The organism is Streptococcus sp. (assembly GCF_041802885.1).
In the GTDB taxonomy this organism is placed as follows: Bacteria; Bacillota; Bacilli; order Lactobacillales; family Streptococcaceae; genus Streptococcus.
This window is the reverse complement of record NZ_JBHCHN010000058.1, coordinates 1-16,274: the sequence shown is the minus strand read 5'-3', so window position 1 is coordinate 16,274 and position 16,274 is coordinate 1. Positions and strand designations below refer to the sequence as shown.

General features: G+C 45.5%; 21 protein-coding genes, 1 pseudogene and 1 riboswitch. Of the genes and pseudogenes, 17 read left to right on the top strand and 5 right to left on the bottom strand.

Features of this window, described 5'->3' with window-relative positions; all coding sequences use genetic code 11:
• The 11 genes from ACEYCN_RS07560 to ACEYCN_RS07510 form a co-directional block, all read left to right on the top strand.
• Positions 1-940 (top strand): nucleoside-triphosphate diphosphatase (locus tag ACEYCN_RS07560; protein ID WP_373713681.1); only part of this gene is annotated, 940 nt, incomplete at its 5' end.
• On the top strand, positions 910-1,440 hold the full coding sequence (locus ACEYCN_RS07555) for a metallophosphoesterase (protein ID WP_373713680.1): 531 nt from the start codon (positions 910-912) through the stop codon (positions 1,438-1,440). The genes ACEYCN_RS07560 and ACEYCN_RS07555, both read left to right, overlap by 31 nt.
• Positions 1,437-1,889 (top strand): cyclic-di-AMP-binding protein CbpB, encoded by a 453-nt coding sequence (cbpB, locus tag ACEYCN_RS07550; protein ID WP_373713679.1) that lies wholly within the window; start codon positions 1,437-1,439, stop codon positions 1,887-1,889. Before ACEYCN_RS07555 ends, cbpB begins: the two co-directional genes overlap by 4 nt.
• Before the next feature lies 1 nt (position 1,890).
• Positions 1,891-2,625, top strand: coding sequence for a site-specific tyrosine recombinase XerD (xerD, locus tag ACEYCN_RS07545; protein WP_373713678.1), 735 nt, complete (start codon positions 1,891-1,893; stop codon positions 2,623-2,625).
• Positions 2,625-3,344, top strand: coding sequence for a segregation/condensation protein A (locus tag ACEYCN_RS07540; RefSeq protein WP_373713677.1), 720 nt, complete (start codon positions 2,625-2,627; stop codon positions 3,342-3,344). Before xerD ends, ACEYCN_RS07540 begins: the two co-directional genes overlap by 1 nt.
• Entirely contained in the window at positions 3,328-3,900 is a 573-nt protein-coding gene (gene scpB / locus ACEYCN_RS07535) for an SMC-Scp complex subunit ScpB (RefSeq protein ID WP_373713676.1), read from the top strand. Before ACEYCN_RS07540 ends, scpB begins: the two co-directional genes overlap by 17 nt.
• A gap of 62 nt (positions 3,901-3,962) precedes the next feature.
• Positions 3,963-4,691 carry a pseudouridine synthase gene (locus ACEYCN_RS07530; protein WP_373713675.1) on the top strand — a complete coding sequence of 243 codons (729 nt, stop codon included), beginning with the start codon at positions 3,963-3,965 and terminating at the stop codon, positions 4,689-4,691.
• Positions 4,688-4,930: a membrane protein insertion efficiency factor YidD gene (gene yidD / locus ACEYCN_RS07525; RefSeq protein ID WP_373713674.1), complete on the top strand. Its 243-nt coding sequence runs from the start codon at positions 4,688-4,690 to the stop codon at positions 4,928-4,930. The genes ACEYCN_RS07530 and yidD overlap by 4 nt, the downstream gene beginning before the upstream one ends.
• Before the next feature lie 212 nt (positions 4,931-5,142).
• The gene (locus ACEYCN_RS07520; RefSeq protein WP_373713673.1) at positions 5,143-5,685 is read left to right on the top strand and encodes a tRNA (cytidine(34)-2'-O)-methyltransferase; all 543 of its coding nucleotides are present in this window, start codon (positions 5,143-5,145) and stop codon (positions 5,683-5,685) included.
• Between the two features lie 50 nt (positions 5,686-5,735).
• A riboswitch (FMN riboswitch) is annotated at positions 5,736-5,902 on the top strand.
• A 57-nt stretch (positions 5,903-5,959) separates the two neighbouring features.
• Positions 5,960-6,529 carry an ECF transporter S component gene (locus ACEYCN_RS07515; RefSeq protein WP_373713672.1) on the top strand — a complete coding sequence of 190 codons (570 nt, stop codon included), beginning with the start codon at positions 5,960-5,962 and terminating at the stop codon, positions 6,527-6,529.
• 23 nt (positions 6,530-6,552) lie between these two features.
• Positions 6,553-7,203, top strand: coding sequence for a phosphatase PAP2 family protein (locus ACEYCN_RS07510; RefSeq protein ID WP_373713671.1), 651 nt, complete (start codon positions 6,553-6,555; stop codon positions 7,201-7,203).
• Positions 7,204-7,296: 93 nt separating this feature from the next.
• Here ACEYCN_RS07510 and ACEYCN_RS07505 read toward each other — a convergent pair whose 3' ends face one another.
• The 3 genes from ACEYCN_RS07505 to ACEYCN_RS07495 form a co-directional block, all read right to left on the bottom strand.
• Positions 7,297-9,165: an acyltransferase family protein gene (locus ACEYCN_RS07505; RefSeq protein WP_373713670.1), complete on the bottom strand. Its 1,869-nt coding sequence runs from the start codon at positions 9,163-9,165 to the stop codon at positions 7,297-7,299.
• Complete coding sequence (locus ACEYCN_RS07500; RefSeq protein WP_373713669.1) at positions 9,155-9,580, bottom strand: hypothetical protein; 426 nt, start codon at positions 9,578-9,580, stop codon at positions 9,155-9,157. Before ACEYCN_RS07500 ends, ACEYCN_RS07505 begins: the two co-directional genes overlap by 11 nt.
• A gap of 70 nt (positions 9,581-9,650) precedes the next feature.
• Positions 9,651-10,073 (bottom strand): low molecular weight protein-tyrosine-phosphatase, encoded by a 423-nt coding sequence (locus tag ACEYCN_RS07495; protein WP_373713668.1) that lies wholly within the window; start codon positions 10,071-10,073, stop codon positions 9,651-9,653.
• A 169-nt stretch (positions 10,074-10,242) separates the two neighbouring features.
• Here ACEYCN_RS07495 and ACEYCN_RS07490 point away from each other — a divergent pair, with 169 nt between their 5' ends.
• Both ACEYCN_RS07490 and ACEYCN_RS07485 read left to right on the top strand, forming a co-directional pair.
• The gene (locus ACEYCN_RS07490; protein WP_373713682.1) at positions 10,243-10,560 is read left to right on the top strand and encodes a MazG nucleotide pyrophosphohydrolase domain-containing protein; all 318 of its coding nucleotides are present in this window, start codon (positions 10,243-10,245) and stop codon (positions 10,558-10,560) included.
• Positions 10,557-11,116, top strand: a pseudogene (locus ACEYCN_RS07485) (TIGR00730 family Rossman fold protein). Before ACEYCN_RS07490 ends, ACEYCN_RS07485 begins: the two are co-directional and overlap by 4 nt.
• Before the next feature lie 29 nt (positions 11,117-11,145).
• Here the strand turns inward: ACEYCN_RS07485 and ACEYCN_RS07480 are convergent.
• The gene (locus ACEYCN_RS07480; RefSeq protein WP_373713667.1) at positions 11,146-11,934 is read right to left on the bottom strand and encodes a peptidylprolyl isomerase; all 789 of its coding nucleotides are present in this window, start codon (positions 11,932-11,934) and stop codon (positions 11,146-11,148) included.
• Positions 11,935-12,109: 175 nt separating this feature from the next.
• On the opposite strand from ACEYCN_RS07480, the gene ACEYCN_RS07475 reads away from it, so the two are divergent.
• The 3 genes from ACEYCN_RS07475 to ACEYCN_RS07465 all read left to right on the top strand — a co-directional run bounded on the left by ACEYCN_RS07475 (position 12,110) and on the right by ACEYCN_RS07465 (position 15,491).
• A complete protein-coding gene (locus tag ACEYCN_RS07475; protein WP_373713666.1) occupies positions 12,110-12,622 on the top strand; it encodes a hypothetical protein in 513 nt (170 codons plus the stop codon).
• 104 nt (positions 12,623-12,726) lie between these two features.
• Positions 12,727-15,105 carry a DNA translocase FtsK gene (locus ACEYCN_RS07470; RefSeq protein WP_373713665.1) on the top strand — a complete coding sequence of 793 codons (2,379 nt, stop codon included), beginning with the start codon at positions 12,727-12,729 and terminating at the stop codon, positions 15,103-15,105.
• The gene (locus tag ACEYCN_RS07465) at positions 15,105-15,491 is read left to right on the top strand and encodes a VOC family protein (protein ID WP_373713664.1); all 387 of its coding nucleotides are present in this window, start codon (positions 15,105-15,107) and stop codon (positions 15,489-15,491) included. The genes ACEYCN_RS07470 and ACEYCN_RS07465 overlap by 1 nt, the downstream gene beginning before the upstream one ends.
• Positions 15,492-15,580: 89 nt before the next feature.
• On the opposite strand, the gene ACEYCN_RS07460 is transcribed toward ACEYCN_RS07465, so the two are convergent.
• Positions 15,581-15,937 carry a DUF3397 domain-containing protein gene (locus tag ACEYCN_RS07460; RefSeq protein WP_373713663.1) on the bottom strand — a complete coding sequence of 119 codons (357 nt, stop codon included), beginning with the start codon at positions 15,935-15,937 and terminating at the stop codon, positions 15,581-15,583.
• A gap of 154 nt (positions 15,938-16,091) precedes the next feature.
• Between ACEYCN_RS07460 and ACEYCN_RS07455 the strand changes: the two genes are divergently transcribed.
• A partial coding sequence (locus tag ACEYCN_RS07455; RefSeq protein WP_373713662.1) for a 50S ribosomal protein L11 occupies positions 16,092-16,274 on the top strand: 183 nt, incomplete at its 3' end.

Below are 16,274 nucleotides of genomic sequence, written 5' to 3'. Positions count from 1 at the left end.
CTGGGCAGGTTTCAATTACTTTACTTGCTTTGGTGATGACCAGGTCTTTGAAGCAGTTCAGAAAGATTTTCATCACTTGCTTGACCAACTTCAGGAGTCTGGTCTGCAAATCCATGTGGTGTCCTATCAGTCCCGCTTTCGCCTCTTATCCTTTTTGATCCAGATAATCAAGGACAAGACCCAGCGTCCCTTGGAGCTACGTCAGCAAGCTGGCGCAACTCTAGTGGTGGAAGGTGATAAATTAGTCGCAGTTTATCTGCCAGAAAAGGGGCTGCCCTTGACAGACTTTTTTGGACAGACCGTCGAGACGGCCTCTGATTTGGGTGATAGTATCCTCATTGCCACTAAGAATGAGGGCAAGACCAAGGAGTTTCGCCAATTCTTTGCCCAGCTGGGCTACAAGGTAGAAAACCTCAATGCCTACCCAGATCTTCCAGATGTGGCCGAAACAGGCCTGACCTTTGAAGAAAATGCCAGACTGAAGGCGGAAACCATTGCAGAGTTGACGGGCAAGATGGTCTTGGCAGATGATTCTGGGCTCAAGGTGGATGTGCTGGGCGGAATGCCCGGTGTCTGGTCAGCCCGTTTTTCAGGACCAGATGCCACAGATGCCAGCAATAACGCCAAGCTCCTGCATGAATTGGCCATGGTCTTTGAACTAAAAGATCGGAGCGCCCAATTCCACTGCACCCTAGTGATGGCAGCCCCAGGAGCCCAAAGCTTGGTTGTCGAAGCAGACTGGGAGGGCTATATCGCTACGGCTCCACAGGGTGAGAATGGCTTTGGCTATGATCCGCTCTTTCTCGTGGGAGATAGTGGCAAAACATCGGCTGAACTGAGTTTGGAAGAAAAAAATAAGATATCCCATCGGGCAAAAGCCTTAGAAAAATTAGTGGAGGCCTTTCCATCATGGCAAGAGGAGCTAGCAAAACAATCTTAGTCATGAGTGATTCTCATGGCAATCGGGACATTGTTCAAGAACTCAAAGACTATTATCGTGGCAAGGTTGATGCCATCTTTCACAATGGGGATTCGGAACTATCCAGTTCGGATCCTATCTGGGAAGGAATCGAAGTAGTAGAAGGGAACTGTGATTACGATGGCGGCTATCCTGCTCGCCAGGTGACTGACCTGGCTGGACTACGGATTGCCCAGACCCATGGCCACCTTTACCGCATCAACTACACCTGGCAAAATTTGGACTACTGGGCTCAGGAGGTGGATGCAGACCTCTGTCTCTATGGACATTTGCATGCAGCAGCAGTGGAGAAAAGGGGAAAGACTGTCTTTCTCAATCCAGGCTCTGTCCAGCAGCCAAGAGGCCCCATTCAGGTCAAACTTTATGCTCTGGTGACCTTTTCAGATGACAGTATCTCTGTTCGATTTTATAGTCTGGACCACCAAGAATTCGGCTTACTAGCAAAGGAATTTCCGCGATGATTTCACCCAAAATTGAAGGATTTTTATTGGAGCAGGAAGAAACCTTCCTCACTCCCGCTGACAAGCTGGCCGTCATCATTGACAGCCACAATATGGACCATGCCAAGCTCCTCCTCAGCCACATGTCCTATTCTCGGGTCCCTGTGGTGACCGAGGACAACCGCTTTGTTGGGACCATTGGCCTCAATGAAATTATCCAATACCAGGCGGAAAATGAGCTGACTGATGAAGAATTGTACCAGGATATTTCTCTCATTGCCAAAAGAGACGTGGCTACTGTTAAGGAGAATTACGAACTGGCTGATGTCTTGCGCAAACTTATTGATGAATCCTTCCTGCCCGTTTTGGGGGAGGGCGATGAGTTTTTAGGCATCATCACCCGTAAATCCATTTTGAAAGCCGTCAACGCCCTGGTGCATGGATTTGACATTGTCGCAAAAAATAAGTAGCATGAAAGACTATATTTCAGAATTTTTGGCAGGGAAAAAACTGGCAGAAAATTCCCGCCTAGCCTATCACTATGACCTCCAACAATTTGTAGACCTTTGTCAGAATCAGCTTTCTCCAGCTAAACTGGCCATTTACCAAGCCTCCCTGCAGGACTGCAAACCCAGCGTCCAGAAACGCAAGCTATCAGCTGTCAATCAGTTTCTCTATTTTTTGTATGAGCAGGGGCATGTGGAGCGCTTTTACAAGATGAAGGTCAAGTCCTCAGTAGCTTTGAGTAAGGGAGAAGTCCAGGCAGCGGAAGATTTGTCTCTTCTTTGGCAGGACAGTCCCTATCCCCAGGGGCAGCTGGTTGCCCTTCTGGCGGCTCTTTTGGGCTTAACCCCCAGTGAGATAGCTCTTTTGCGCCAAGAGGATCTCCAGTTGGATTTTCAGATGCTGAGTCTGCAGACCAAAAAGGGGAAGCGGATCATGTCCCTTCCCAAGGAACTGCTGCCTTATTTTGAGGGCCTGCCTGCGGGAACCTATCTCTTTGATAAAAAAGGTCAGCCCTATTCTCGCCAGTGGTTTTTCAATCGCCTGTCAGAATTTGTAGCATTGATTGGCCATTCGGAATGGACAGCCCAATACTTGCGCGATCAGTTCATTTTGGCTCAATTGGCCAAGGGAAAAAGCCCTGATGATTTGGCCAAGCAACTGGGGCTGAAATCACGGATGAGCTTAGAAAAATATAGATAATGGATATTAAGTTAAAAGATTTTGAGGGGCCGCTAGACTTGCTCCTCCATCTGGTTTCCAAGTACCAGGTAGACATTTATGAAGTCCCAATTACAGAAGTTATCGAGCAGTACTTGGCCTATGTAGCCACCCTGCACGCCATGCGGTTGGAGGTGGCGGGCGAGTATATGCTCATGGCCAGCCAGCTCATGCTGATTAAGAGCCGCAGGCTCTTACCCAAGGTAGCCGAAGAAGTGCTGGAGGAAGAAGATCCTGAGCAAGCTCTCTTGGACCAATTGGAAGAATACCGCAAGTTCAAGATTCTCAGCCAAAAGCTGGGCGAGCAGCACGATGAGCGGGCCAACTATTTTTCAAAACCCAAGTTGGAGCTAGTCTACGAAGATGCCCATCTGGTTCAAGACAAGTCGACCATTGATCTCTTCTTGGCCTTTTCCAAGGTCATGGCAGAAAAACAGGCTGAATTCAGGCAATCTCATACAACCATCGCGCGCGATGAGTACAGAATTGAGGACATGATGGAGGCAGTCCGAGGCCAATTTGGCCAATCGAACCGCTTGAGCTTGAGCAGTATCTTCAAGGAAAGTCGAGACCTGAATGAGCTGATTACTATCTTTTTGGCTACACTGGAGCTGGTCAAAGTCCATGAAATCAGCATGGAGCAGAAAGAAACATTTGGAGACATTTATTTGGTAAGGAGAGAAGATGAGCCACTTAGCTGAGTTAGAAGTCCTCTTATTTGTAGCTGGAGAAGATGGATTGACAGTGCGCGAACTAGCGGAACTCCTGCATTTGCAGCCATCAGCCCTGCTTCAGCAGTTAGAAAAATTAGCAGAGAAATATGAGGGAGATAAGGATTCTGGTTTGGCCTTGGTGGAAACTTCCAAGCGCTACAAGTTGGTGACTAAAAAGGACTATGCAGAGCTCTTGCGGACCTACTCGCGGACCCCTATCAACCAGTCCATGAGCCGGGCCTTACTTGAAACCCTGTCCATCATTGCCTACAAACAGCCCATAACAAGGATTGAGGTAGATGATATTCGCGGTGTCAACTCCAGCAGCGCTATCAGCAAGCTCCAAGCCTTTGATTTGATTCGGGAAAATGGGAAAAAAGAAGTGATTGGCCGGCCCAATCTGTATGTGACCACCGATTATTTCCTGGACTACATGGGCATCAATGATTTGGCTGAATTACCTGAGGTTTCCGAGTTGGACTTGGTGGATGAAGAGTCAGAATTGTTTGTTGAAAAAACAGTGGAAGAACCTGAAAATACATAACACGGTTGTGAAATCGAGAAAGGAAGGGACTGCAAGGAAAGCCTGCATTCCCAAAAGAAAAAATGAGAATCAATAAATACATCGCCCATGCTGGTGTGGCCAGCCGCCGTAAGGCTGAAGAACTGATTAAGCAAGGCCTGGTCACCATCAATGGCCAGGTGGTTCGGGAGCTGGCGACCACTGTTAAATCAGGCGATAAGGTGGAGGTGGAAGGCCAGCCCATCTACAATGAAGAGAAGGTTTATTACCTCCTCAACAAACCCCGCGGGGTCATTTCCAGCGTGTCAGATGATAAGGGCAGAAAAACCGTCGTGGACTTGCTTCCCCAGGTCAAGGAGCGGATTTATCCCGTAGGCCGTCTGGACTGGGATACATCGGGCATTCTTCTTTTGACCAATGACGGAGATTTTTCTGATGAGATGGTCCACCCCCGCAATGAAATTGACAAGGTCTATGTTGCCCGCGTCAAGGGGATTGCCAACAAGGAAGTTTTGCGCCCGCTGACCCGCGGCGTGGTTATTGATGGAAAGAAAACCAAGCCAGCAGTCTATGATATTCTTAAGGTAGACCCTGTCAAAAATCGATCGGTTGTACAATTGACTATCCACGAAGGGCGTAATCACCAGGTCAAAAAGATGTTTGAAGCAGTGGGATTACTGGTAGACAAGCTGTCGCGGACCCAGTTTGGCAACCTGGATTTGACAGGCCTGCGCCCAGGTGAGGCCCGCCGTCTCAATAAGAAAGAGGTTAGTCGCCTTCATACCCTGGCGGTGTCCAAGAAAAAATCATGAAACGAATCTTGATATGGCTGGTTCGCCTCTACCAACGCTTCATTTCCCCCCTCTTTCCGCCTTCCTGCCGCTATCAACCGACCTGCTCGGCCTACATGATTCAAGCCTTGGAGAAGCATGGAAGCAAAGGTTTTTTGATGGGCTTAGCCCGCATCTTACGTTGCCATCCCTTTGTGGAGGGGGGCGAGGATCCGGTGCCAGACCACTTTAGCCTAAAGAGAAATTCTGACAAAAACTAGTTTTGTTGATTTTCAGTAAAAATCTGAAAAAATTCTGGTCATATTTCTTGATTTGAGCTGAATTTATGTTATACTAATGATGTACTATTCATTAATTTAAATCAAACCTGTTGTGATTTAAGTGAATGAATTTTCATTCACCATGCTGTTTGCTGAGCTTGACTCCGGGCAGCGTGGCATTTTTTTTGTAAAAAAACTGTATGGAGTCCACTATGAATATTGAAGATCTGTCCCATCAGGAAGAAAAATCCCGCAACCATGTGGTTCTATTCCAGCCACAAATTCCACAAAATACAGGTAATATCGCCCGCACCTGCGCGGCCACCAATTCGCCCTTACACATCATCAAACCCATGGGCTTTCCCATTGATGACCGCAAGATGAAACGGGCTGGTCTGGATTACTGGGATAAGCTGGACGTGCGTTTCTATGATAGTTTGGATGAGTTTATGCAGCAGGCAAAAGCTGGGCGAGTTCATTTGGTTTCCAAATTTGCAGCCTCCACTTATTCAGAAGAGCGCTACGATGATGGCCAGGTCCACTATTTTGTCTTTGGCCGGGAAGATACAGGCCTGCCAGAGGACTTTATGCGCCAGCATGAGGAAAAGGCCCTGCGCATTCCCATGAATGATGAACATGTTCGTAGCCTCAACGTCTCCAATGCTGTCTGTATGGTGGTCTATGAGGCCCTGCGGCAGCAAGATTTTGCTGGACTAGAATTGGTCCATCATTATGAAAAAGATAAGTTAAAATAGAGCCGAAAATGATAAGTCCTTGCACCTGCGAGGCTTTTTTGATATGATAGAAGTGTCTTCAGGGCAGGGTGAGATTCCCGACCGGCGGTGACAAAGCGAGCATTTTTCTACGAGACAAGCTAGTATCGAAGAAAAGGCCCCTTTGAAGTCCGCGAGTGCAAGCTGATGTGGTGAGATTCCACAACCGACAGTATAGTCTGGATGGGAGGAGACGAAGGGGCTTTTTGTGAGCTTTTTCACCTTCTCTAATTTGCAAAAATTGGAGGATTTTTTTATGTCAACGATGACAAACAACACACACAAGATGGCCTATATTGCCATCCTATCAGCTATATCATTTCTATTGATGTATGTGCAGTTCCAGATTTTACCGGGTGCAGACTTCCTCAAACTGGATTTTTCCATCCTACCAATCTTGATTGGTTTGGTGGTCCTTGATTTGAAGAGTTCCATTGCTATTCTCTTCATCCGCTCTGTTTTGCAGCTGCTCCTCAATAACAACGGTCCATCATCCATGATTGGGATGCCTATGAATGTGGCAGCTTATGCTTTTTTCATCCTATCTCTGGCCTTGATTTGGAAGAAGAGTCCGACGGTGAAAAGCTATGTACAAGCCAGTTTGGTGGGGACGATTAGCTTGACATTGGGGATGCTTGTGCTCAACTATATCTATGCTATGCCAATGTATGCCGCCTTTGCCAATTTTGATGTTGGAAAAATTTTAGGTGTTGGCAATTACCTCTTTGGTATGGTATTACCCTTTAACCTGATTCAAGGAATCATTTTTTCCGTTTCCTTTTATTTGGTTTACAGAGCTATGAAACCAATTTTAAAGAAATTATAAGAAAGATGCGATATCATTAACGCATGAAAAATTCACTAAAACATTATAAAAACGCTTCTTATGCAGCACTTGCTTTTGTCATTTTGGGATATGTGGTTAAATTTTATCCTGCTTATCTGACGGGATTTGATACAGCCATTCAAACGGCTATTCGTGGTGATTTGCCAGCTATAGCCAGTCAATTTTGGACATCTATTACGGTTTTGGGAAATGTCATTCCTCTCTTTAGCCTAGTATTTATCCTAGCAGTCTTTTTCTACTGGAAGAGCTGGAAGGCGGAAGCCTGCCTCTTGGTGGGGAGTCTCTTTTTGATGATGGGAGCATCAACAGCCCTGAAGTTCCTTTATCAAAGACCAAGACCGACCATCGAGTGGGTTATCAGTACCATTGGCTATTCCTTCCCTAGCTGGCATACAGCTGCGACGATGTTAGTTGCAGGTGTTCTAACCATCGTTCTCTATCAGAGATGTCAAAGCAAGTTCTGGCGTTATTTTGGACAGATACTAGTGATTGGTCTTGCTATTCTAGTTGCCATTTCCCGCATCTACATCGGAGTTCATTTTCCGACAGATATTATTGGTGGTTGGTTACTGGCCTTGTTGCTACTGTTAGGTCTTTATCCGATCTATGATCGCTATCGCTTTATCTGGCGTTTTCAGAGTAAACAAAAATAAGTTTGAGGAAATCTCAAACTTATTTTTTATTAGGCAACCATCATTGAAAGACCATCTGAAGTTTAAAAAAGAGCTGACATCATCAGCTCTTCCTTATTCTAATATAGTAGTTGCCTCCGTTGTTGGAGTGGCAGCATCTGATTTGACAACGTTTTTCACAGGCATGTCTTTGGCCATGGCTAAGGCATCCTGGATAGCCTGGGTATAAAGTGCTCCACCTTGGATAGTGGTATCATTGTTGCCACCAAAGTGGATATAATCACTACCTTCCCAGATTTGAGGATTGGCCTTAGAAACCTTATTCCAATCAGCGACAGCAATAAAATCATACTGTTTGGCCAAACTATAAACATATTGGGTATGTTTTTCAGAGACAGGATCATCGTAGTAAGGTGCGTTGCCATCGTATGGTGTCATCAGGATGAGATGGTGGCCATTTGGCAAATCTTCGATAATCTTGTTTAGTGCCTCTTCGTAATTAGGGATGGTATTGACCCCAGTCGCAATGACCACATCCTTCATCAGAGTTGAATTTTGAATACTGGTCATCATGATATCATAGGCTTGCAGGGTGTTGCGACTACCCTGGGCGTCAATGATGGCCTCTGGCATAGCTGCTTGCAGTTGAGGTGTGGCCCTAAGGGTCACGGAATCTCCAATAATGGTGACACCTTCGGAGATTTCAAAGGCAGAAGCCTTTCCTTTTTCCGCAAACGTCTTGGTTTGGTGCATCTGTGTATCAGCTTGGTTGAGCCCCTTGATGAGAAGGTCCGTTTCAAAGGCGCCGATTTTAGGAGCAAAGAGGGCGATACCAGAAGTAATCAAGGCAAGGATCAGGCCGGTTGCGGCTACCCATTTTCCATAAGGTTTGAGGGAAAGGGTCGTGCCAAAGAGTTTTCCATCCTTGCCAAGCAAATAAGGCTCCAAAACATAGAAGGAGAAAATCGCAAAGATCAGAGCGAAAATGAGTGTCAGTACAACAGCTACTAGATTGCCAAACAGTTGGTTAAAGACAATGTAGAAAGGCCAGTGGAACAGATAGACGCTGTAGGAAATATTGGAGATGAAGCCAAGCACAGCAGGCTCTTTCCGGTCTGGTAGGCGCTCATGGAGAATCCGAGCTACCACAATTAAGACCGCTGTCGCTAGGCTGGAAAGGAGGAAGCCAAAGAGATAGGTCCAGATGCTGGTAAATTTCAGAAAGAAAAGTAGAATCACCATGATGAAGAGGGATCCAGCCCCAGCAATGCCCAATTTTTTCAGAGGGACTGAGCTGCTAAATCGCTTGAAGGCTGGTGTTGTTGCTTGAATTCCAAACAGGGTTGCCAGAGCTGCCCCGATGAAGAAAGGAAAAATATGGGTCCAGCTGGAGAAGTAGATGCGGGAAAACTCATCGACAAAGAAGCTGGAAATAAACATGGAGAGGAAACTCACAAGAGCAATGAGACTGGAGCTAAGAAAGATAAATCCTTTGAGCTGGCCTACTTTCTCCACCTTCTTGGTCATAAAGTGAACAGCGAAAATCCAGGCAATATAGAAATGAATTTCCACGGCTAGAGTCCAGGTATGAACAAAGAGATGGGGGGTGAACAGGTTCTCGTAGGATCCACCCGATAGAATCTCAAAGTAATTGGTGACAAAGCCTAAGGTCGTGGTAATCTGCTGCCCAATGTTGGCAATGAAATCATTACGAATCAGCAGGGCCAGGGGTGTTGCGACCAAAATCATCAGCACCAAAGGTGGAAAAATCCGATAAAACCGTTTTTTAAAGAAGGATTTTATATCAATCGTTTCGTTGCGGACATACTGGTCAATCAGGTTGGCTGTCATCAGGTAACCAGAAAGAGTGAAGAAAAGGTCCACCCCCACAAAACCACCCGGGAAGTACTTGACAAAAAAATGATAGAGCAGGACCCAGACCAGGCCTGTTGTACGGATAAAGGCAAACCATCTAATCTTCATGCTGATAAATCCCCTGTTTAAACGTTCCTTCATAGACAGTTTTTGTCTGAGTTGTTAGTTTTCCTTGACCATCTGCCTGACCTTTTTTAAAATCACCGACATAGGTCCAACCTTCCTTGGCTGTAAATTTTCCCTTACCATCAAACATTCCATTGCTAAAGTTGCCCTCATAGACATCGCCATTAGCAAAGGTAATCTTACCCTGGCCATTCATTTTATTGGCTTGGACATTTCCATGGTAGACGATATTGCCCTTATCTAGCGTCAAGGTTTTCTGGCTAGGAAAACGACCGATAAAGAGGGTCAGTGCACACAGAATAATCAGGCCCAGAGAGAGCCTTTCAGCATTTTTTCGAGTCAGATGGGGCTTGATGTGCTCAAGCAATCCATCTAAGTCAAGTGGAATCTTTTTCATCTTATCATCTCTTTCTGCTTGCTTTGCCCCTATTTTACCATTTTATGAGCCATACTACAAAGGTATCAAGCTATTTTTTAAGGAAATTTATCCAGTCTTGGCAACCTTTGGTGACCTGCTGGTAGGTTGCTTCAAAATGGCCAGTATAATAGGGGTCGGGCACACCATCTTTGTCAAAAAGCAGAATCTTATCCTGACAATCTGCTGGAGCAACAGCTTGCATATCACGAACATTTTGCTCATCCATCCCAATCAAGTAATCAAAATCATAAAAATCAGCCTTGGACAAGGGGATGGATCGTTTATCCGCATCGTAGTCAATGCCATGTTCCTTAAAAATATTTCGAGTGCCCCTGTGAATCGGATTGCCATGTTCCCAGTTAGAAGTGGCTCGACTTTCAATGTAGACCTGGTCGGTCAAGGATTTCATGACAAACTCAGCCATGGGGCTGCGGCAAATATTTCCCAAACAAACAAAGGCAATTTTTTTCATGGTTTTGTCCCCTCTTTCTGTATACAGTTTATTATACCTCAGCCAACCATGGACTTCAATGAAAAGGGAGAGCGATTTTATAAGAGGAGGCCAGCGCTATATTAGTATTTTCTTTTTTAAAAAAAATAGCAGGTTTTGGTATAATGAAAAATGAAGTGGAGGTAAGGTGATGGATATTGAAGCCTATCAAAAATGGATCAGCGATTTTTATAGAAAACGAAATTGGTACCAGTATGATGTCTTTATTCGCAGTAACTTCTTGATAGAGGAAGTCGGAGAGTTAGCCCAAGCTATTCGAAAGAGAGAAATCGGCCGAGACCGTCCAGATGAATTGTTCCAATCAGATGTCGAGAATTTAGAGGACATTAAGGAAGAGTTGGGAGATGTTCTGGATAATATCTTTATCCTGGCAGACAAATATGGGATTTCCTTGGAAGAAATAGCCCAAACTCATCAAGAAAAACTAGAAAGAAGATTTGCAGAATGAAGATTGCGATTTTTTGTGGGGCAAGTTTGGGAAATCATCCTATTTATGCAGAGAAATCAATGGAATTGGCGGATTGGATGGCTGCTGAGCAACATGATTTGGTCTTTGATGGTGGAAAAGTAGGGCTGATGGGAGCGATGGCGAATCGCATGATAGCCCAGGGTCGTGTAACCATCGGTGTCATTCCGACCTTTCTTCAGGAGAGAGAAATTGCTCATCCAGGTCTGACGGATTTAATTGTCGTGGAAGATATGCACCAGAGAAAGGCCAAGATGATGGATTTAGCCCAGGTCTTTATTGCTCTCCCAGGCGGTCCAGGGACCCTAGAGGAAATTTCAGAAGTCATCTCTTGGGTAGAGTGGGGCAGAATGATGGTCCCTGTATCCTTTACAATGTCAATGGGTATTATGAACCATTAAAAGAAATGTTTGATCAGATGGTCGGTCAAGGCTTTCTCAGCCAAGATGACCGGGACAAGGTCCTCATTTCAGATGACCTTGGGGAAATAGCCCAGTTTATCCAGACCTATCAAGCTCCAGCCATCAGACGATATTAAAAAACCAGGAAAAACCTGGTTTTTGTCATTTATTTGAAGGTATAGTCTTTGATAATCTCAATGCTGTTGATGGTGATGTCACTGGTTGGCTTGTCGCTGGCATCTGTTTCGCTACTGGCAATCTTATCAACAACATCCATCCCCTCAATGACCTGTCCAAAGACAGTGTAGCCACCATCCAGGCTTGGATTTCCTCCGTTTTTATAGGCTTCGATGATTTTGCCAGGCGTTTTTCCGCTGCTCAGCTGGCCAGATGCATCCGCTGGATTTTGGTTGATGAAGAACTGACTGCCGTTGGTGTCTGCGCCAGCATTGGCCATGGCTAGAGCACCTCGAATATTGTAGAGGAAGGCAGACACTTCATTTTTAAAGCCATTTCCTGCATCAATGCTATCGTCTTTACCAGCCCAGATGGACTGACCGCCTGTACCCTTACCATCAGGATCTCCACCTTGGATCATAAAACCATTGATGACGCGGTGGAAGATGATCCCATTATAGTAGCCTTCCTTGGCGTGGGTCAGGAAGTTTTCGACAGCCAGAGGGGCTTCTTCTGGGAAGAGCTTAATGGTGATATCTCCTGCACTGGTTTTGACCTTGACCGCAGCTTCGTTGTCAGCAATGTCTGTTGATAATTGCGGGAAGTTGGCATTGGGATTGTTGATAGCGTAGGCTAAATCCTTGGCGTAGTTGTTAGAGGCAGTAGTTTCAGTGCTTGTAGATGATGCCTCGGAAGAACTGGCCGTCGTATCTGTTTTGGAGGAGCAAGCTGCCAATAGGAAACTGGATGCGAGAGCGAGATATAAAAATTTTTTCATAGGTAACCTTTCTGGAAATAGATTCTGTATAGCTAAGAGAAGGCATTTTTTCTGGCAAATTTTTTTATAAAAAATGAGCCCAAAATGCCAGTCTCTGCTTCAGACACCATTATACCATAATTGGGAAAACTGTGTTATACTAGTCCAAGAAATGAAAAAGAAAGAATGTATGTAGATGGCACTTTATGATGATTTTGAGGTGAAGCCTTACATTTCACCAGAGCGTGATTTGGCAACAGAAGAATTCAAACCTGTCCCGCGTAAAAACATGGAACTATTGGCCGATGATCTTCTGGCAGGAGACATTATCCTCCTCTGGCGGATTCGTTTTGGAACCTTTGCCAATGATACAGTTTATAGTAAGTATTTTGAATATTCCTATGGAATCAATGGACCTGCCCATATGCAGACCTTGATTGAAAAGGGCTATGCCTATGAGGAGTCAGCCTTTGATTCCCTAGATCATATTTCTGCGACTTTGAAAAAGAAAATTTTGAAAAGCAAGGATGTCAAAGGTTTGTCTAAAATGAAGGCTGCTGATTTAGATCAGGCCTTGAAGGATCATTTCTCAGAAGAAGAACTGGGGACTTTTTTTAAAGTTCGTGGTTATGCCTTGACAGAAAAAGGGGAAAAAGCTATTGATGATCATCCGCAGGTGATTGATCGCCATCCCAAGAAGAAGTTCTAGGTTTATAGAAAATGGATGCGCCAGATTGGTGCATTTTTCCATGTTGCCTGAAAAATAGCTAAAAATATGATAAAATGAAATGATATTGTTTAAAAGAGGAAATTATGTCTAAGAAGATGAAAAAAGGAAGGTCAACTCGTCGCCCAACCAAAGCCGAGTTGGCTCAAAGAAAGAAAATTCAAGCGATACTCTTTCGGATTGGCTTACTCTTGGTGTTGGCCTTGGCAGCTAGTCGTTTAGGTCTAGTGGGAGTGACAGCCTACAATCTCTTGCGCCTGGTGACGGGGAGTGCAGCTTATGTCTTAATAGCAGGCCTGGCTGTCGGTGTGCTTTTTTGGAACCGTCTGAGTCGCCATGAGGGAATGATTTCTGGTTTTCTTCTTTTTCTGGCGGGTGTTTTGTTGGAATTTCAAGCCTATTTGGACCTTTCTTACAAGGGGAGTCAGCTCTTTCAGCATACCGTTCGTCTGGCCTTTCAAGAGATTAGGTTAGTACAGGTTAAGGAATTTTTAGGTGGTGGTCTCCTAGGTGGTGGCTTCTATATGCCGATCTCCTTTCTGTTTGCCAATCTGGGCAGCTTCTTTATCGGCGCGCTCTTGATTGTCTTTGGTCTTTTCTTCATGAGCCCCTGGACAGTCTATGACTTGGCAGACGCTTTTGCTTATCTCAGAGAGCAGCACAAGGTTAAAAGTGCTATTCGAGCAGAAAAAAGAGCCGTAAAACAGGCGGAAAAGGCTGAACGGGAAGCCCTCAAGGAAGCCAAGCGTCTAGAGGAAGAGGCAGCCTTTGAAGCAGAGTTGGAAGCTCAAAGAAAAGCTCGCATGCTGGAAGAATTAGATAAGGATGTGGATCTGGAGACAGGTGAAATTCTTGAAAGAGACCAGGAAGATGAAAGAATTCCCCTATCCATTCAGGCTGAGCCAGAACCGAGGGCTGAGATTCTGGAAGATGAATTTCCCATCCATTTGGCCCAAGAGGAAATTCTTGGAGCTGATGAGGTTGAAGAAGATGAACCAGAAGATGTGGTGATTGACTTTAAACCCAAGCATCGTCTGGCCTATCAACTACCTACAGTTGCTCTCTTGGCACCGATTAAGGTCAAGAGTCAAGCCAATGAGAAGAAGATTGTTCGCGAAAATATCAAGGTTTTGGAAGATACCTTTGCCAGTTTCGGCATCAAAGTAGCAGTTGAGCGGGCTGAAATTGGCCCTTCTGTCACCAAGTACGAAGTCAAACCAGCTGTAGGGGTTCGGGTCAATCGAATTTCCAATCTGGCGGATGATTTGGCCCTGGCCTTGGCGGCCAAGGATGTGCGGATTGAGGCGCCGATTCCAGGCAAATCTCTGGTTGGTATCGAAGTGCCTAATTCAGAAGTGGCTACCGTTCCCTTCCGCGAACTCTGGGAACAGTCTAAGACTGATCCAAATAAGCTTTTGGATATTCCCCTTGGTAAGGCGGTCAATGGTTCGGTTCGCTCCTTTGACCTGACCAAGATGCCGCATTTACTGGTGGCTGGTTCAACCGGTTCTGGGAAATCTGTTGCAGTCAATGGCATCATCGCCTCTATTTTGATGAAGGCTGGGCCTGATCAGGTCAAGTTCATGATGATTGACCCTAAGATGGTGGAGTTGTCTGTCTACAATGACATTCCCCACCTTCTCATCCCTGTTGTGACCAACCCCCGAAAGGCTGCGCGTGCCCTGCAAAAGGTCGTGGATGAGATGGAGAAACGCTATGAGCTCTTTAGTCAAGTGGGTGTTCGGAACTTGGAAGGCTACAATGCCAAGGTGGAGGAATTTAACAAGCAGTCTGCTGAAAAACAAATTCCACTGCCCTTGATTGTGGTCATCGTGGATGAGTTGGCCGACCTTATGATGGTTGCCAGCAAAGAGGTGGAAGATGCCATTATCCGTCTGGGACAAAAGGCTCGGGCAGCAGGTATCCACATGATTTTGGCCACCCAGCGCCCATCGGTGGATGTCATTTCTGGCTTGATTAAGGCCAATGTGCCTTCGCGGGTTGCCTTCGCGGTGTCTAGTGGGACGGACTCGCGGACCATTTTGGATGTGAATGGAGCCGAGAAACTCCTGGGACGAGGAGACATGCTCTTTAGTCCGATTGGGGAAAGTCATCCAGTCCGTCTGCAGGGTTCCTTCATCTCGGATGGAGATGTGGAAGCTATTGTGACCTTTATCAAGAACCAGGCCGAAGCCGAATACGATGAGACCTTTGATCCAGGCGAAGTGTCTGATGCGGACTTTGACTCCGGCTCAGCTGCTTCAGGAGATGATGGGGGCGACCCCCTCTTTGAGGAGGCCAGGGCCCTAGTGGTGGAAACCCAGAAGGCTTCTGCCTCTATGATCCAACGCCGCCTATCTGTTGGCTTTAACCGTGCAACCCGCCTCATGGAAGAACTGGAAGCGGCTGGCGTCATCGGTCCAGCTGAAGGGACCAAGCCTAGAAAGGTATTGGAGACACAATGATGAACCTGGATACAGTGCACCATGTGGCCATCATCGGCCGCAACTATGAGAAAACCCGTGATTTTTATGTCAATAAACTCGGTTTTGAACAGCTGGATGAGCACATTCGGCCAGAAAAAAAGGACATTCTCTTCAATGTCCAAAAGGGAAATCTGGTCTTGGAGATTTTTATTAAGGAAGAGGCGCCCGTGCGGCCCGCCTTCCCTTCTCCAGAATACACGGGGCTTAGACATTTAGCCTTTCGTGTCCAGGATGTGGAGGCCTGCCTGGCAGAATTTGACCAATTAGGGATTCCCCATCAGGGCTTGCGTTATGATGACTTCGATGGCAAGAAGTTGGCCTTCTTCTTTGACCCAGACGGTCAGCCACTTGAAATCCATGAATAGCCGTTTCGTCAAAAAATAGTGGACTATCTTTGTCAGTTCTAACGAATCAAAAGATAAAAAGAGTCTTGAACCAGCTGGTTCAAGACTCTTTATTTTTTAATAAGGAAAAGGGAAATGGTCATAGCTAAGTAGATGAGAAAGGTTACCAGAAAGCCTGCTCGCCAGAAGAGTTTGAAGAAGCGGGCATAGGTAAAGTCCTTTCTTTTCCAGAGGAAGATAGAGGCAATAAAAATAGCTAAGATGGAGAGGGCTAGAAAGAGGTGGGGTAGCAGGCTGTGGTAGTAAGCCTTATCCGTAATGAGATAGAACTCAATCGCAAAGAGGGGAAAGGCAATATCTGCAAAATTCCAGCCTTTTTTTTGTAATCGAAAAAGTTTGACAAGGATAATGGAGATGGTCAAATTCAAAATGATAAATAATATAGCTGCAAATTTCAAGAATGTCATAGCCTTATTCTATAAGAAAAGTTGGAAAAAGTAAACATATAGCTTGATTTTTCTTGATTTTCATGTATAATTAGAAGGTATGCGTTTATCGCATATTTGTGGGAGGTAAAAATCTGAAATTACCGCCAAAACCACAATAGGAGGATTTTATATCATGGCTAAAAAAGTCGAAAAACTTGTAAAACTTCAGATTCCTGCAGGTAAAGCTACTCCAGCTCCACCAGTCGGACCAGCTCTTGGTCAAGCAGGAATTAACATCATGGGATTCACAAAAGAGTTTAATGCTCGTACAGCTGATCAAGCTGGTATGATTATTCCGGTTGTTATCTCAGTTTAT

Coding starts and splice junctions, on each gene's coding strand:
- ACEYCN_RS07555 (WP_373713680.1), top strand. CDS start 910: ATGGCAAGAGGAGCTAGCAAAACAATCTTAGTCATGAGTGATTCTCAT.
- cbpB (WP_373713679.1), top strand. CDS start 1,437: ATGATTTCACCCAAAATTGAAGGATTTTTATTGGAGCAGGAAGAAACC.
- xerD (WP_373713678.1), top strand. CDS start 1,891: ATGAAAGACTATATTTCAGAATTTTTGGCAGGGAAAAAACTGGCAGAA.
- ACEYCN_RS07540 (WP_373713677.1), top strand. CDS start 2,625: ATGGATATTAAGTTAAAAGATTTTGAGGGGCCGCTAGACTTGCTCCTC.
- scpB (WP_373713676.1), top strand. CDS start 3,328: ATGAGCCACTTAGCTGAGTTAGAAGTCCTCTTATTTGTAGCTGGAGAA.
- ACEYCN_RS07530 (WP_373713675.1), top strand. CDS start 3,963: ATGAGAATCAATAAATACATCGCCCATGCTGGTGTGGCCAGCCGCCGT.
- yidD (WP_373713674.1), top strand. CDS start 4,688: ATGAAACGAATCTTGATATGGCTGGTTCGCCTCTACCAACGCTTCATT.
- ACEYCN_RS07520 (WP_373713673.1), top strand. CDS start 5,143: ATGAATATTGAAGATCTGTCCCATCAGGAAGAAAAATCCCGCAACCAT.
- ACEYCN_RS07515 (WP_373713672.1), top strand. CDS start 5,960: ATGTCAACGATGACAAACAACACACACAAGATGGCCTATATTGCCATC.
- ACEYCN_RS07510 (WP_373713671.1), top strand. CDS start 6,553: ATGAAAAATTCACTAAAACATTATAAAAACGCTTCTTATGCAGCACTT.
- ACEYCN_RS07505 (WP_373713670.1), bottom strand. CDS start 9,165: ATGAAGATTAGATGGTTTGCCTTTATCCGTACAACAGGCCTGGTCTGG.
- ACEYCN_RS07500 (WP_373713669.1), bottom strand. CDS start 9,580: ATGAAAAAGATTCCACTTGACTTAGATGGATTGCTTGAGCACATCAAG.
- ACEYCN_RS07495 (WP_373713668.1), bottom strand. CDS start 10,073: ATGAAAAAAATTGCCTTTGTTTGTTTGGGAAATATTTGCCGCAGCCCC.
- ACEYCN_RS07490 (WP_373713682.1), top strand. CDS start 10,243: ATGGATATTGAAGCCTATCAAAAATGGATCAGCGATTTTTATAGAAAA.
- ACEYCN_RS07480 (WP_373713667.1), bottom strand. CDS start 11,934: ATGAAAAAATTTTTATATCTCGCTCTCGCATCCAGTTTCCTATTGGCA.
- ACEYCN_RS07475 (WP_373713666.1), top strand. CDS start 12,110: ATGGCACTTTATGATGATTTTGAGGTGAAGCCTTACATTTCACCAGAG.
- ACEYCN_RS07470 (WP_373713665.1), top strand. CDS start 12,727: ATGTCTAAGAAGATGAAAAAAGGAAGGTCAACTCGTCGCCCAACCAAA.
- ACEYCN_RS07465 (WP_373713664.1), top strand. CDS start 15,105: ATGAACCTGGATACAGTGCACCATGTGGCCATCATCGGCCGCAACTAT.
- ACEYCN_RS07460 (WP_373713663.1), bottom strand. CDS start 15,937: ATGACATTCTTGAAATTTGCAGCTATATTATTTATCATTTTGAATTTG.